This is a genomic window from Staphylococcus sp. MI 10-1553, assembly GCF_010365305.1.
In the GTDB taxonomy this organism is placed as follows: domain Bacteria; phylum Bacillota; class Bacilli; order Staphylococcales; family Staphylococcaceae; genus Staphylococcus.
Window position 1 is genome coordinate 2,035,885 of the sequence record NZ_CP048279.1, and the last position, 13,951, is coordinate 2,049,835.

General features: G+C 36.7%; 13 protein-coding genes. 2 read left to right on the plus strand and 11 right to left on the minus strand.

Annotation, left to right across the window (positions count from 1 at the left end):
* Positions 1–30: 30 nt before the first annotated feature.
* Complete coding sequence (locus GZH82_RS09475) at positions 31–435, minus strand: thiol-disulfide oxidoreductase DCC family protein (protein ID WP_162682284.1); 405 nt, start codon at positions 433–435, stop codon at positions 31–33.
* Between the two features lie 60 nt (positions 436–495).
* Complete coding sequence (nhaC, locus tag GZH82_RS09480; RefSeq protein WP_162682285.1) at positions 496–1,926, minus strand: Na+/H+ antiporter NhaC; 1,431 nt, start codon at positions 1,924–1,926, stop codon at positions 496–498.
* A 550-nt stretch (positions 1,927–2,476) separates the two neighbouring features.
* On the opposite strand from nhaC, the gene GZH82_RS09485 reads away from it, so the two are divergent.
* The gene (locus tag GZH82_RS09485; RefSeq protein ID WP_162682286.1) at positions 2,477–2,725 is read left to right on the plus strand and encodes a hypothetical protein; all 249 of its coding nucleotides are present in this window, start codon (positions 2,477–2,479) and stop codon (positions 2,723–2,725) included.
* A 592-nt stretch (positions 2,726–3,317) separates the two neighbouring features.
* Here GZH82_RS09485 and GZH82_RS09490 read toward each other — a convergent pair.
* The 5 genes from GZH82_RS09490 to GZH82_RS09510 all read right to left on the minus strand — a co-directional run bounded on the left by GZH82_RS09490 (position 3,318) and on the right by GZH82_RS09510 (position 7,686).
* On the minus strand, positions 3,318–3,413 hold the full coding sequence (locus GZH82_RS09490) for a type I toxin-antitoxin system Fst family toxin (protein ID WP_162682287.1): 96 nt from the start codon (positions 3,411–3,413) through the stop codon (positions 3,318–3,320).
* A gap of 526 nt (positions 3,414–3,939) precedes the next feature.
* Positions 3,940–5,304, minus strand: coding sequence for an EVE domain-containing protein (locus GZH82_RS09495; protein WP_162682288.1), 1,365 nt, complete (start codon positions 5,302–5,304; stop codon positions 3,940–3,942).
* Positions 5,305–5,380: 76 nt separating this feature from the next.
* The gene (locus tag GZH82_RS09500) at positions 5,381–5,617 is read right to left on the minus strand and encodes a hypothetical protein (protein ID WP_162682289.1); all 237 of its coding nucleotides are present in this window, start codon (positions 5,615–5,617) and stop codon (positions 5,381–5,383) included.
* A 16-nt stretch (positions 5,618–5,633) separates the two neighbouring features.
* Positions 5,634–6,572, minus strand: a complete 939-nt coding sequence (gene manA, locus GZH82_RS09505) for a mannose-6-phosphate isomerase, class I (protein WP_162682290.1) — start codon at positions 6,570–6,572, stop codon at positions 5,634–5,636.
* Positions 6,573–6,981: 409 nt separating this feature from the next.
* Positions 6,982–7,686 (minus strand): FadR/GntR family transcriptional regulator, encoded by a 705-nt coding sequence (locus tag GZH82_RS09510; protein ID WP_162682291.1) that lies wholly within the window; start codon positions 7,684–7,686, stop codon positions 6,982–6,984.
* 185 nt (positions 7,687–7,871) lie between these two features.
* On the opposite strand from GZH82_RS09510, the gene GZH82_RS09515 reads away from it, so the two are divergent.
* Positions 7,872–8,777, plus strand: a complete 906-nt coding sequence (locus tag GZH82_RS09515; RefSeq protein ID WP_162682292.1) for a lytic transglycosylase — start codon at positions 7,872–7,874, stop codon at positions 8,775–8,777.
* 642 nt (positions 8,778–9,419) lie between these two features.
* On the opposite strand, the gene GZH82_RS09520 is transcribed toward GZH82_RS09515, so the two are convergent.
* From GZH82_RS09520 to glmS, 4 genes are all read right to left on the minus strand, one after another.
* A complete protein-coding gene (locus GZH82_RS09520; RefSeq protein WP_162683042.1) occupies positions 9,420–10,274 on the minus strand; it encodes an HAD family hydrolase in 855 nt (284 codons plus the stop codon).
* A gap of 74 nt (positions 10,275–10,348) precedes the next feature.
* On the minus strand, positions 10,349–11,128 hold the full coding sequence (locus GZH82_RS09525) for an ABC transporter ATP-binding protein (protein ID WP_162682293.1): 780 nt from the start codon (positions 11,126–11,128) through the stop codon (positions 10,349–10,351).
* 125 nt (positions 11,129–11,253) lie between these two features.
* Complete coding sequence (locus tag GZH82_RS09530) at positions 11,254–11,517, minus strand: hypothetical protein (RefSeq protein ID WP_162682294.1); 264 nt, start codon at positions 11,515–11,517, stop codon at positions 11,254–11,256.
* 283 nt (positions 11,518–11,800) lie between these two features.
* Positions 11,801–13,603 (minus strand): glutamine--fructose-6-phosphate transaminase (isomerizing), encoded by a 1,803-nt coding sequence (gene glmS, locus GZH82_RS09535; protein ID WP_162682295.1) that lies wholly within the window; start codon positions 13,601–13,603, stop codon positions 11,801–11,803.
* Positions 13,604–13,951: the final 348 nt, after the last annotated feature.

The following is a 13,951-nucleotide window of genomic DNA, read 5'->3' on the forward strand; positions in this document are numbered from 1 at the left end:
TAAAAATGATGTCCTTCATTGCTTGATTACTTATTCTTTTGTAGGGACTTGGCTTTGTTTGAAAAAGGTCTGTTCATAAGCATTGGCTTTCGCCCAAGTCGTTTTCCACATTTTATCACGGTTATCCGCAAACAATTGATAACCTAAATTTCGCAACGGTTTTGGAACGAGCCACAGTAATGCAGCTAACCATTTATAACCATCTAACGTAAAAATCAATTTCGCAATCGCTGTAGATTGAAATGTGAGATGGTCCCCTTCTTGGAGTACCACACTATTATATTCCAACACTTCAGGGTGGGCTTTTTTCAACGCTTCCCCTGCTGTACTTTTTAACGGCACAAACTGATAACTTCTAGAAAGTCCGTGACGTATTAACCAAATGGCATAATTATAACAATAAATACAACGATCATCGTAATAAACTATTGGCATATTATCACCTCTTTATAGTTATACCCATTTTTCATTTCATTTACCCTTTTCAGTGCTTGCTTAATTAGTCGTTTCTTGTTGTTGATAATACGTTTTTTCTGCTGGCGACAATTTAATAATTTTAAAACCTGTAAAGCCGTAAATAATCGAAATGATCGGCACAATATAGTTCAATATCGCAAATGGTCCATATTGACTGACAGAAACGCCTAATGTAGTAAAGATAAACACACCACATGTATTCCAAGGGGCAAATACAGATGTCAACGTCCCCCCGTCTTCTAATGCACGTGATAAATTTTTAGGGTGTAGTCCTTTATCAATAAATGTTGAGACATACATACGAGACGGCACGATGATAGAAATATATTGTTCAGAGCAAGAAAAGTTCGTCCCTACACATGAAATGATGACAGACGCAATCAATGAACCTGTATTTTTCGCAAACTTTAATATGACGGAAATCAGTGCTTTTAACATACCAGAATATTCAAGTAAGCCACCAAACGTCATAGCAACAAGTGTAAGTGAAATCGTATAGAACATCGATTCAAGACCGCCACGATTAAATAACTCATCAATCGTTTTGTTGCCTGAATCTATCGTAAAACCTGTCTGTAATACTTTTACCGCGTTAACAAGTGTATCACCTTGCACAAAAATTTGCGTAAAGAATCCTAACACAATCCCTAAAACAATTGCTGGAATGGCTGGCACTTTAAAAGCGACTGCAATGATGACAATAAGGGGTATTAACAACAACCATGGTGAAATGACAAATGCATCTTGAATGCCGTTCATAATCGTATCAATTTTTTGTTGTTCTAAATGATCGCTGCCATACATTTGTCCCATCACAAAGAAAATGATTAATGAAATAATAAGACCTGGAATTGTCGTATAAAACATGTGTCGAATATGTTCAAATAAATCAACATTCGTTAACCCTGAGGCAAGGTTCGTCGTATCTGATAGCGGACTCATTTTATCACCAAAATATGAGCCGGATATCACAGCACCTGCGACCATACCTGGTGACAAGCCCATACTCATACCGATACCCATTGATGCCACACCGACCGTCGCCATCGTAGACCAACTACTACCGATTGCTAACGATACAATACCACAAATGACCACGACAACAGCTAAGAAATATGTAGGGGAAATCAATTTTAAACCGTAGTAAATCATTGCCGCAACAACTCCGCTACCAATCCATGCACCGATAATCAGACCTACTAGCATAATAATGACCACTGCCGGTAGAGCATGTCGAATCCCTTTATACATCATTTCTTCTACTTCTTCCCAACGATAACCGTGCGCCATTGTAATGATAATCGCAACAGATGTTCCAATCAATAAAGGAAGGTGTGGCGGCTGTTGAAGCTTAACGACTGTGTATAGCATGGCGCCAATCATAATCGTAAGTGTTAACAAGGCGTACCACACATTGATATCTTTTTTAACTTTGACTTTCTTTTCCATTTGAATCCCTCTCCCCTAGAATTTATATTCATTCATTAACATGTATAAATATAATACGATAAGCACTAGGATTCTTCAATATTATTTTTCACTTTTCCTTAAAAATCATTATACACACTTTTCTGTTTTTAAAGAAAGCGGTTTCATTTAAATATGTCAGAAATGTTTTATGAGCTGAAACGGCCATCCACTAACGCTTGATTATATATTTAATTTTTTATTAATTGGACGATTACAAAACTTTTGATACGATTGAAATATCAATTCTAAAGTAGGGATTTTATAGCACGTCTAAAAAATATGGATTGGAAGTTATATTTTGGCTCTTACTTATTTTTACGCCTTTGATTTTGTTCACAGTCATATACATGCCAGGAAATGTTAAAAGTCTCGCATTTATTTGGGTGCTCGTCTTTTGGATAGTTTATCATATTATTCGCATCAAAAAAGCTAAGTCAAAAGAAGCGTAGATGATGAAAATTTTGGAGGTTATTCAAAAGCCACGAAAAGCAGCTAAGATATAAATTCAACAAGTATTGGAGATAAACACGTGATCATTAAACTAAACAATATCAATATTCATTTGAATTTAGAAAACGAAATACCTTATTTTCAAGTAGCAGAACCCCATAAATTAAGATTAGACGTCAACAGTGTAGAGACAAAAGATATGAAATATGTGATGAATCGCATATTCAGAGAAAAACCGATACATTGTTCATTGCTTTCAAAACATATTAAACCTGTGAAATATAAAGAAAAAACGAATATCGGTCGGTATATTACCATTCATCATTAGCATGAAACTATTCATTCTGAGAGCGATGTATATATTATCGCTACAATAAAAAATATTGATTTAGAAGATGTGATTTCTTATGCTCTCTATATAACGAAAGGATTTGTAGAGCCGTTTATAGTCTTTTATAACGATAAGAGTATGATATATATCAGTAATTCTGTGATAGATATTATCAGTGAGGAAACTGATATCATTGCTTCATTAAAACTAAGACTTTTTAACTAAATATACTCGTGTCATTTAACAATTTTTTTGCTGCAAATTAACATTAAATTTCATGATCTTAAATTAAAACTTGCATCACGAAAAATATCTAATACTAATAATAGGAACTCACATCTCAATATCTCTATGATTATTTATACGTTATAACTATTTAATACATGTGGAAGATTGATTACACTATAAGTGGGTTAAATTGATTTAAAAGCGAAGTTAACGTACTAATCTAATGCCTTTAATCCCTTACTTTGCATTTCCCAAACTAAAATGCTATAATGTGTTTAACGAAGATTAGTGTGCACTTTACACACCAATCCCCTCACTACTACCGATAGTGAGGGGATTTTTTAGTGTTGGCAAAAGTCGCTTACTTTCTACTGCGTTTGTTTAGCCAAAATGCAAAATACGCAATAGTGCACCCAGTGACGATAGGTGCTATGATTTGCACGAAGATTAGTATCACTTCACATCCCTCCTCTCTAAGCCTACTGACGCTTGAGAGATAAGCGACGTATTAATTATAGCATCATTTTTGTAATTTTCTAGCTTTTTAATGAACTTGATTGAAACAAGAAATTCCTAATGAACAAGTGGCTTTTTTATTATCACTAACTTAAGATTGCAACGGCGGTCTGAGATTCCTGAGTGAAAACGTCACAAACAAAAACCTTTTTTCACTTTAAAAGCGGCCCATGTTAAATGCAATGGCCGTTTGACTTCTCAATGCTTGTGCTTTTGAGAAGTCCAGTCAACCTTGAGGGGTAATACAACGAAATCATTGTTATCCATGAGATTTCTCTACTACTTCCAAAAATCCAAATTGTCCTCCATTAAGTGTGCATTTTAATCAAGCCAAATTAAATTGAGGCAAGTCCCCCCCTAAGAACTCGAGAGCCGGCTCTGCAATCGGTCAAAGCACTCTTTGTATGTCCCTGACTATGTAAAAAAGAAAAAAGACATTCAGCTTCTCAACCGAATGTCTTTTTTCACTAATGCTTCACTTGTACAATACGTGTATATTTCAAAAACTGAGACGGATATTTCGCTTTTACTTCTTGTGGCGTTAAATAGGTTACCCCTATAATATGCCAATGCGGGTTAAATCGATAAAATGAGTCTTTTTCCCTACTCCATTTCACCATCGTGCCATTTTTGTTATAACGTGGTAACGTCACTTCATGACCCTCTAAGACGTTAATGTACGTTTGAAAAATATCGACATCGAGACGTTCGAACTGATCCATGACTAAAAATTGGCGATCTGTTTTAGGCATGAGCTCTGTAATAAAACCTTCTCTATAGTACAATGCGCCTGCTTCATTAGGTAAATATCTTCCATACAACATCTCTTCAGAAAAGTCAGGGTGTCCGACTGTAATGACTGGCGTGGCGTTGGCTTTTTCAACAAGTGTTATAGCTGATGTTAAACCTTCTTCTTTATCATGCGCTAATAATAAAATGAACGGTTTAATGTCATCACCTTGTTGGCCTTCCTCTGTATGTGTCACAGCTTCAAATTGCCCTTTTAAGCCATCATTTTCGCTCATTTCCATAATCGCATCGAATTGCGTAGGTGTTAGACTTGCAATGGCTTGTTTCGCATTTTCTTGTAGGAAGTACAGGTTTTTAAGTTTAGGATGCTTGTTTAATGTCATCAAACTGACAGGCGGAATATCTTCTATGTAACAAATTTCAATCGCTGTACTGTTCGTTCTTCCTGCTTCTGGTGGTCTTGTATGAATATGATGTGCGACTTCTGCACGACCAATGACAGATTGATTAGAAAAACGGTTGTAGATAACAATCTGATCACCGACTTCTAATTGTGTATAATGATGATAGCCATTTCTTTTAATCCCATTAATCGTATGTGTATAAATCGTATACGTTTCATCGGGCTCAAAGTTTTCAGTTTCCGCCATAAAAAAGTATCGTGGAATAGAAATGTCACCACTCCCTAGCCCTTTAATCAATTCGAATTCGTCATAAGAAATCTTATTGAACAATGTTTCTTTCATATTGTTCATACGAAATTCTAGCGGTTCACTTCTTTTTAGATAATCTGTCGTTAATGCTTTAAACGTTTCAACAAATTTGAACTCAACATGTATTTTATTTTGTGCACCTGTCTGAACATTGGTAATCTCACCCCAACCGAGTAAACCGGCATCTGTTTGCACCTGGTAGAAGATGACTCTATCACCGACTTTGGCTTGTTTAAAAGCACGAAACCCTTGTGTTGGATTAAACTGTGCTCCTGATTCAAATACTGTTTTTTGCCCAACGAGTGGTTCATTGTGATTCCATCGATTATAACCACAATTCAGCCAAAAATAATTCGTTTCTGCTGTCATGGTAACAATGTATCTCCTTTTTAATTATTTTATCTCATTTATTATAAAAGTATTGTCATCAAACAACAATGTTTTTTTATCCGTTAATGAGTTGTAATATGCCAGCAACTACTGGAAATAAATTAATCATGATACCGCCGAGCTTCAACATCGGGCTAATGTCACTTTGAGGAAAAGTCCATAACGTCGCAATGATCCCTAGCATTCCAATGATGATAGGAAAGATAAGAGACGGAAATAGCGGCGCTTGAAAGAAAATCGCTGCGCCTGCCACTACGCCACATATTAATGCGATATGCAGTCCAATTTTCATAACAATCTCCTATTCTTTAGACGTAACTCACCATAAGCGTAAAGTCGCCTTCAAATACGTTGTCTAAATCTTCTGCTGTTAAAATTAAATGATTCCCTTTTTGGATATCATAAATTTCGCCATCAGAAATGAGTTGCCCTTGTCCTTTAAGCACAGAGACTAATACAAACTCTCGAGGCTTCATATAATTCAACGTTCCACTAATTTCCCATTTCGCTACTGTAAAAAAGTGGTTTTGTACAAAAATCGTACATTTGTGATTTTCAATGACTTCCATTTGTGGAATGACATTCGGACTTTCATCACCAATTTCAATGACGTCCTTACATTTTTCAAGATGTAGTTCGCGCTTCTTTCCCTCTTTATCCACGCGATCATAATCATAAATGCGATAAGTGGTATCCGATGACTGTTGCGTCTCTAAAATCATAATCCCATCACCAATACCGTGCACCGTTCCAGCAGGTACAAAGAAAAAATCACCTTTATGTACAGGAACACGCTTAAACAAACGCTCAAATTCACGGCGCTCCAGCATCTCATTTAATGCTTCGTGCGAGTCTGCGTGTGTGCCATAAATAATTTCAGCACCTTGTTTGGCATCAAGAATATACCAACATTCCGTTTTGCCATATTCTCCATTTTCATGTTCGTATGCGTACGTATCATCTGGATGAACTTGGACAGATAACTTCTCTGTTGCATCTAATATTTTTGTTAATAACGGAAATTTCTTTGTCGGAAATTCACCGAACAATTTCGGTTGATTTTCCCACACCTCATCTAATGTCTGTCCTTTAAAAGGGCCATTTAAAATGCGATTCGCACCATGTGGATGAGCTGAAATTCCCCATACTTCCCCGGTATGGTCACTCGGTAAATCATAACCAAATTGTGCGAGATTTGTTCCACCCCAAATTCTTTCCTGAAATACAGGTTCGAGTATTAATGGCATTGGGATCACCTCTCATTCTTTCATAGTTTGCTAATATTCATTATGTATGTCGATATGATTTTTGGGCGTGACATAAAAATCTTATATACACATAGATTTCATCGTGCCATCCCGACTTGGATAACTGAAACTAAAATCAGCTCAAATGTCAGCACGTTTTCAATTTAGCTATCGCCAACCCCTGTAAAACATAAAAGGATTCTGTTGAGCACCAGACAATCGATGCGATGACTCAACAAAATAGCACATTAATCTATTGTCATTGTAACACATCTAAAATAAAAGCGCTTCAGATTTTAGAAAGTGTACAGTTTTCTAAAATCCAAAGCACTTCACCGTTCATATCGAATATTTTATTTTTTTCTCAATCATATAGCTACGTTGTTTTCATATACATACAATCTCATCATTAATGCTCATTCACGATATAGTTTTCAACGAGCGTTTGACGAATTTCAGCTAAGTGTGCCGTCATCAAGTTTGCAGATGCCACACTGTCTTTATTTTTAATTGCTTCTAAAATGACACTATGTTCTTCCATTAATTTTTCCATCGTCTTTTGTCGACTGTAAATATATATGTGTCGCGTCCCTTTCATCGTCTGTTGAATCAAGTCCGCGATATTATTCAACAACTCATACAACAAATGATTATCCGACGCTTTCGCGATGGCGAGATGAAATTTCAAATCCGCTTCTTCTCCAGATTGATGGCGTTCAATTGCCCTATTCATCTCATCTAAAGCTACTTCCATCACTTGAATGTCTTCTTCTGTTCGTCTTAAAGCGGCCAATCTCGCTGTCGCAACTTCCACCACTTCGCGCAATTCTAATATTTCTCGCACTCTTTTTTGTGTGAGTGCTTGCGAGGTAAAGTCAAAAAGTAGTGGCTGCTTTTGCTTAACGAAAGTGCCATACCCATGTTTAATATCGATGAGTCCGATGATTCGCAATGCATTCAGCGCTTCACGTATCGACGCATTACTCACCCCATATTCAGCCGCCAACTTTTGTATTGAAGGTAAGCGGTCACCCTCTTTTAACACGCCTTCTTCAATTTGTTGGATTAAAATGTCTGCAATTTGCTCATATATTTTTTGATTTGAAATCTTCATTTACGCCTCCACAACCCTTCGACATTATTTTATCAAAAAAGTAGCGTTTTCACTTGAATATTGTAAGCATGCTTGACAATATTTTTACATTTTAAGAGAAAATTGAATCCATTCATGCCCTTTTTTATTTTCAAACGATACTGATTTTTGATAATGTTGTTTATATGCGAAAGGAGTGCTCACAGTTGTTTACATTTACGAAACTATTTTGGCACAATACGCAAAATCAAAAACCTAAGTTATTCGGAATTGCTTTCATTGGTTTTGCTATATTATTATTACTGACAATATTAGCTATGTCTCCATACAATCTTTTATTACAAGTATGGCAAATGTCGATGTTGACAGGACAACAAAATTTAACAACCTTAATTTTAATGATGGTTGGTGCAATTATTTTAACGATTTGTTTATTCGCAATGCTGATTTTCCCATTTTTTGTCGGTGTCATTAGCGCCATTCATCATAGTATTTTAGATACAGCAAAAGCACGCTGGAAAGATTTATTTCGTGCATTCAGAAAAGGTGTTTGGGGCAAAACCGTGATTCTCGGTATTTTAACATTACTCTTCATCGTAGTAATGGCTATTATTTATGTTTTAGTGAATGCAGGGATGACATTTCTCATTCAACAGATTTTCAACTGGGTGAGTGGTACAGGACTTGGACAAGGCGTTTTACAATTCATCGTCAGCATCCTCATTGTACTGATTTCATTCATATTAAGTATCGTCGTTTGGTTTGCAGGTCTTTTCATTACAAACATCGCAGTATCGGTGAATGAAGACGCCTCAAGAACGATCAAATCACATTTTAAAGAAGCTGGGTCTGGCTTTAAAAATGGCAATCGAACATTTTTCCGCTTCTTTATCGGTATTTTATTATTGAACTTAATCTTTATTATTTTAAATGAGCCGATTAATTTCTTAATTCAACAAAGTTTGGCACATATGTCGCAAAACTTGGCTTATTATTTAATGATGGCTTTAAACGTTGTCTTTTTATTGCTTCGTTATGTTGTTTATTTATTAATTATTGGAACGGCTATACAATATTTTGTGCACCGTGGACGTAAAGAAGAACACGTTTAAAAATTAGTGTATCATTGAAATATTAATAAAATTGCCCTCATTGATAACCATTCTGACTATCACAATTGCTATCATGGATTTGCGTTCTTAGGGGCTAAACCCTCCAACTCACCAACGCTTAGGTTCAATGTTACATTTGTTGAAGCGTTAGTGGATTTTGGGAGCAGTACAGAAATCTCATGTGTCACAAAGGTTTCGTAGTACTGCCCCCGCAAGGCTGACTAGACTTCTCAAAAGCATACCCTTTGAGAAGTCAGACAGCTACTACGATAAACAGGAATCACTATTTAAAGTAAAGAAAGAAGTGACTGTTAGTAGTAAGCACAGTCTTGCCTATTTTAGCAATTGATACCAAAATCTGTGAATCAATGAGGGGTGATTTTGCAATAAAAAAGTTGAAAGCATCAAAATTTTTAAATCTTGTACTTGAACATCATTGCAAAAGATTTTAAACATTCGAAATCAAGCGTTTTGTTCTATGCATCATTGTGCTAAAACTTTTATGATTGATTTATTACAAGCATTAAATATCGAAATGGGTCTGAGATGTTTTCTCAGGCTCTTTTTTACGAAAAAACCATCAAACCATTTTCTCATGTTGTATGATGGTTTTTCATGTTTGGGTTGATTTTTTTGACGTTGTTAATTCAATAAATGCTTTTTAAGAAATTGCGCTGCCCCTTCTGCATTATTATCGTCATCAGTTTCATAATCTGTCATTGCTTTAATATGTGATGCGGCGTTAGCCATCGCAACAGTTACAGCACCTTTTTCAAACATCGTCCGATCGTTATCGCTATCTCCAATGACTAACGTATCCGATATTGCGATATTGTAATGCGCACACATTTCTTCAATACCTGTCCCTTTGTTGATTTGATATGCCATCGTTTCAACATTATTCGGTGTAGAATTCGACACTTCAATATTCCATTCTTCTGATTGTGCCATCATTTTTTCGCGAAATTGTTGAATGTGTGCTAATTCAGGATGGAATAAATAAATCTTTGAATATCCCATATCAGATGGAATATCAGTCCTCCATGTTAACTTGCCATCAATCGCTTCATGTCGAGAAAGCCACTCACTTTGATGCACAGCTTCTGGTTTGTCACCGTCTATCATTTTCAGCATCCACGCTTTGTCTTGTTCTAAAGCAAATCGCGGTTCACTAAACGGGAACACTTCGTAATAAATCCCGTCTTGTTGCGCAGCTGTGACAATACTGTTCACCGCTTCAACACTTAAATCATGTTCAAACAGCACTGTTTCTCCAATATGTCCAAGTGTCCCATTGGAAGAAATAACGCCGTCAAACGTTAAATCATCTGGAATGAGTAAGTGAATTTCTTCATACGCACGTCCTGTCGCCAAAAACACTTTATACCCTTGTTCGCGTAATTGGTTCAAAATCTGTGCTGTTTCCTCAGAAGCTCTGTTGTTACTACGGAGAATCGTGCCATCCATATCTAAAAAGATCGCTTTCACGTTTTGCATAGTTACTTTCCTTTCATTCATAAATTATATGTTCATTGTGTCACCAAAAAAGATATGGCGCAACAATCAACTCGCTAAACTTTCACAATTTGATATCGCCCATGATGTTGATACAACACGACTGGTATATCAAAAAGTTGAGACAATGTATGATTTGTTAACACTTCATCAATACGCCCTTGATTTTGTACTGTCCCTCGTTTAAGTAACAGTGCATGCGTAAAATCTTCGGTTACTTCTTCAATAAAGTGCGATACATAAATGACTGCCGTTTGTGGAAAATGTTGACGAATCTGTGATAAAGTTGCCATCAATTGTTCTCGTCCGACAAAATCTAAACCGTTTGCTGGCTCGTCTAAAATCAATAGTGGCGGTTGATTCATCAATGCACGCGCTAATAAAACACGTTGCTGCTCTCCTGTAGATAATAACCCGAAATATTGGTCTTCGAAACTTTCCATATTGAGTAATGCCAACATCTCTCGTGCCAATGCGACCTGTGCCTCAGTCGGTTGTTCATAGAGTCCGATTGATTTGAAAATGCCACTTAACACGACATCTCGTACAATTTCACCTTCTGAAAAGCGATCTCTTAATGAACCTGACACATAACCGATATGTTCACGAACGTGATGTGCCGAATAGCCGCGTTGACCCGGTACCATACCGAACAATTGAATCTCACCCGCTGTTAAAAAGTCATAAGCATTAATCACATTCAGTAATGTCGTCTTACCCGCACCGTTTAAACCGTAAACTAACCAACATTCTCCCTCGTTCACTTGCCAATTAATGTCGGATAATAGCGTTCGCCCACTTTTACGTTTCGCACCTTGTTGAATCGAAAATAACATGTGCCCACCCCCATGTTGCATATTAGTTTTATCATAGCAAAGTTTGAGAGTTGTACCAATAGCGTGGGTAAAACTCATCGAAAAAGAGGCCAGGAATTGAGTGTTCCTAGCCCCATGCTAAAAATTTAAAAAATAAACAGAATGAACATTGAAAAAACAACGACATTAATCGGTACAAGCGACCATAACATCTTTTTCGCTTTTGCTTTTAAATCATGCGTTCGGTTTAAAGTCATTTCAACGACCACTGTGCTGAGTAAAATCACGAAAGTCATGATGCCGTACAGCAACACATTTTGCGTATAGAAATTAGTGAGCGGTATTGAAAAAAGCACGAGCATCGTTGCGAAAACGAGTGAAAAATAATAGTTGTTAACGAATTGCGTCATCAAAAGCACCTCTAATTCTACTTTTGGCATTAAGAAATAAAAGAGACCCAAACGACTTATTAAATAGGCTATATTCACTTTATCCCACTAAAATAACTATATATTATGTTACTTTTAAAAAATTATATCATTTTTAACACTTCAAAAAAATCCGTTCACTAATATTAATTATAAGCGAACGGACATGAGTTGTTCAATATTCAAATAATCATGTTACATTTTAAATAACAATATCATTTTTGAACAACTTTTTGCTAATATAAGACTAACTTTATTCAATTTACTATTCCACTGTTACTGATTTTGCTAAGTTACGTGGTTTATCCACATCTAAGCCACGGTGTAATGCGGCATAGTACGAAATCAATTGTAATGTTACGACAGATACGAGTGGTGTTAATAACTCATGTACGTGAGGAATCACATACGTGTCGCCTGGTTTTTCGAGACCTTCCATTGCGATGATACATGGATGTGCACCACGCGCAACGACTTCTTTCACGTTACCACGAATTGAAAGGTTAACGCCTTCTTGTGTCGCTAATGCTACGATTGGTGTACCTTCTTCAATTAATGCAATCGTACCGTGTTTTAGTTCTCCACCTGCAAAACCTTCAGCTTGGATGTATGAAATCTCTTTCAATTTCAATGCGCCTTCTAAGCTGACATTATAGTCGATTGTACGTCCGATAAAGAATGCATTGCGTGTTGTTTCTAAAAAGTCTGTCGCAATTTGTTCCATTTTCGGTGCATCGTCTACAATTGTTTCAATCGCAGCTGTTACTTTGGCTAATTCACGTAATAAGTCGATGTCTGCTTTTCGACCACGCTCTGTTGCTACCACTTGAGAAAGGATAGATAATACCGCGATTTGTGCTGTATAAGCCTTAGTTGACGCTACCGCAATCTCAGGACCTGCATGTAACAATAACGTGTGATCCGCTTCACGTGACAATGTTGAACCTGCAACGTTTGTAATTGTCAGTGACTTGTGACCGAGTTTTGTTGTTTCTACTAATACGGCACGGCTGTCCGCAGTTTCTCCTGATTGAGAAATGTAAATGAACAATGGTTTTTCAGATAATAATGGCAGGTTGTATACAAATTCTGATGCCACATGTACTTCTGTCGGAATACCTGCCCATTTTTCAATGTATTCTTTACCGACTAAACCTGCATGATAGCTTGTACCCGCTGCAATGATGTAAATGCGATCAGCTTCTTTCACATCTTTCACAATTTCAGGGTCGATTTTCAACTCACCTTGATCGTCTTGATATTCTTGAATAATACGACGCATCACGGCAGGTTGTTCGTGAATTTCTTTTAACATATAGTGTTCGTAAATGCCTTTTTCAGCATCTGAAGCGTCGATTTCAGCAATGTAGCTTTCACGTTTAACGACTTCACCGTTTAAGTTTTTAATGACGACATCATCACGTTTAACAAGTACGATTTCTTGGTCTTTCAACTCTTTATACTCGCTTGTGACTTGAATCATCGCTAATGCATCTGAAGCGATAACGTTGAATTTTTCACCGATACCTACTAACAATGGCGATTTGTTTTTAGCGACATAAATTGTTTCGCTATCTTCGCGGTCTAATAAACCTAATGCGTATGAACCGTGTAATAAACTCACCACTTTTGTGAATGCTGCTTCAGTTGATAAACCTGTTTCTGAAAAATGCTCAACTAATTGTACGATAACTTCAGTATCTGTATCTGATGCAAGTGTCACATTTGGGATATACGTTTCTTTTAATTCTTCATAGTTTTCAATCACACCGTTGTGTACTAATGTAAAACGTTCGCTTGTTGACTGGTGTGGATGTGAATTTTCATAGTTAGGAATACCGTGTGTTGCCCAACGTGTATGACCGATACCTGTTTGACCATCAATCTCGTTGTCTGCTTCACGGCGCAATTCAGCAATACGCCCTTTCGCTTTTGTGACAGTTACTTCATTGCCATTGCGTGTTGCAATCCCTGCTGAGTCATAACCACGATACTCTAACTTTTCTAAACCTTTTAATAAAATCTCTTTTGAATTTTGATATCCAATATAACCAACAATTCCGCACATAAATAAATTCCTCCACATTGAAATAACGGTGCTATTGTACATTTTTTCACATATTGGTACATGCTGTTTTCATGCCACAATAATGAAAATTGCATTAGCATCGTTCTCTTATTATTATTTTGCTATTGGCGATCTTACTAACTTTGTCCAACAAGTTACCCTGTTGATTTGATTAGTAAGCTAACGAATGAGCCACATCCGGGATAGCATCCGCCGATCATATTCGATCACTATCCTCCTCGTCCACAACTACATCCTATACATCTGCTACACACTCTGCTTTAGCATGTAGGTCATCAATCTATATCGTGTACTTGCGCTGGCGCTTTGTAATGCCGACTACCTCTA

Excerpts from the sequence above, each read along its gene's own strand:
- glmS (WP_162682295.1), bottom strand. The coding sequence starts at position 13,603 with ATGTGCGGAATTGTTGGTTATATTGGATATCAAAATTCAAAAGAGATT.
- GZH82_RS09520 (WP_162683042.1), bottom strand. The coding sequence starts at position 10,274 with ATGCAAAACGTGAAAGCGATCTTTTTAGATATGGATGGCACGATTCTC.
- GZH82_RS09525 (WP_162682293.1), bottom strand. The coding sequence starts at position 11,128 with ATGTTATTTTCGATTCAACAAGGTGCGAAACGTAAAAGTGGGCGAACG.
- GZH82_RS09510 (WP_162682291.1), bottom strand. The coding sequence starts at position 7,686 with ATGAAGATTTCAAATCAAAAAATATATGAGCAAATTGCAGACATTTTA.
- nhaC (WP_162682285.1), bottom strand. The coding sequence starts at position 1,926 with ATGGAAAAGAAAGTCAAAGTTAAAAAAGATATCAATGTGTGGTACGCC.
- GZH82_RS09530 (WP_162682294.1), bottom strand. The coding sequence starts at position 11,517 with ATGACGCAATTCGTTAACAACTATTATTTTTCACTCGTTTTCGCAACG.
- GZH82_RS09500 (WP_162682289.1), bottom strand. The coding sequence starts at position 5,617 with ATGAAAATTGGACTGCATATCGCATTAATATGTGGCGTAGTGGCAGGC.
- GZH82_RS09495 (WP_162682288.1), bottom strand. The coding sequence starts at position 5,304 with ATGACAGCAGAAACGAATTATTTTTGGCTGAATTGTGGTTATAATCGA.
- manA (WP_162682290.1), bottom strand. The coding sequence starts at position 6,572 with ATGCCATTAATACTCGAACCTGTATTTCAGGAAAGAATTTGGGGTGGA.
- GZH82_RS09475 (WP_162682284.1), bottom strand. The coding sequence starts at position 435 with ATGCCAATAGTTTATTACGATGATCGTTGTATTTATTGTTATAATTAT.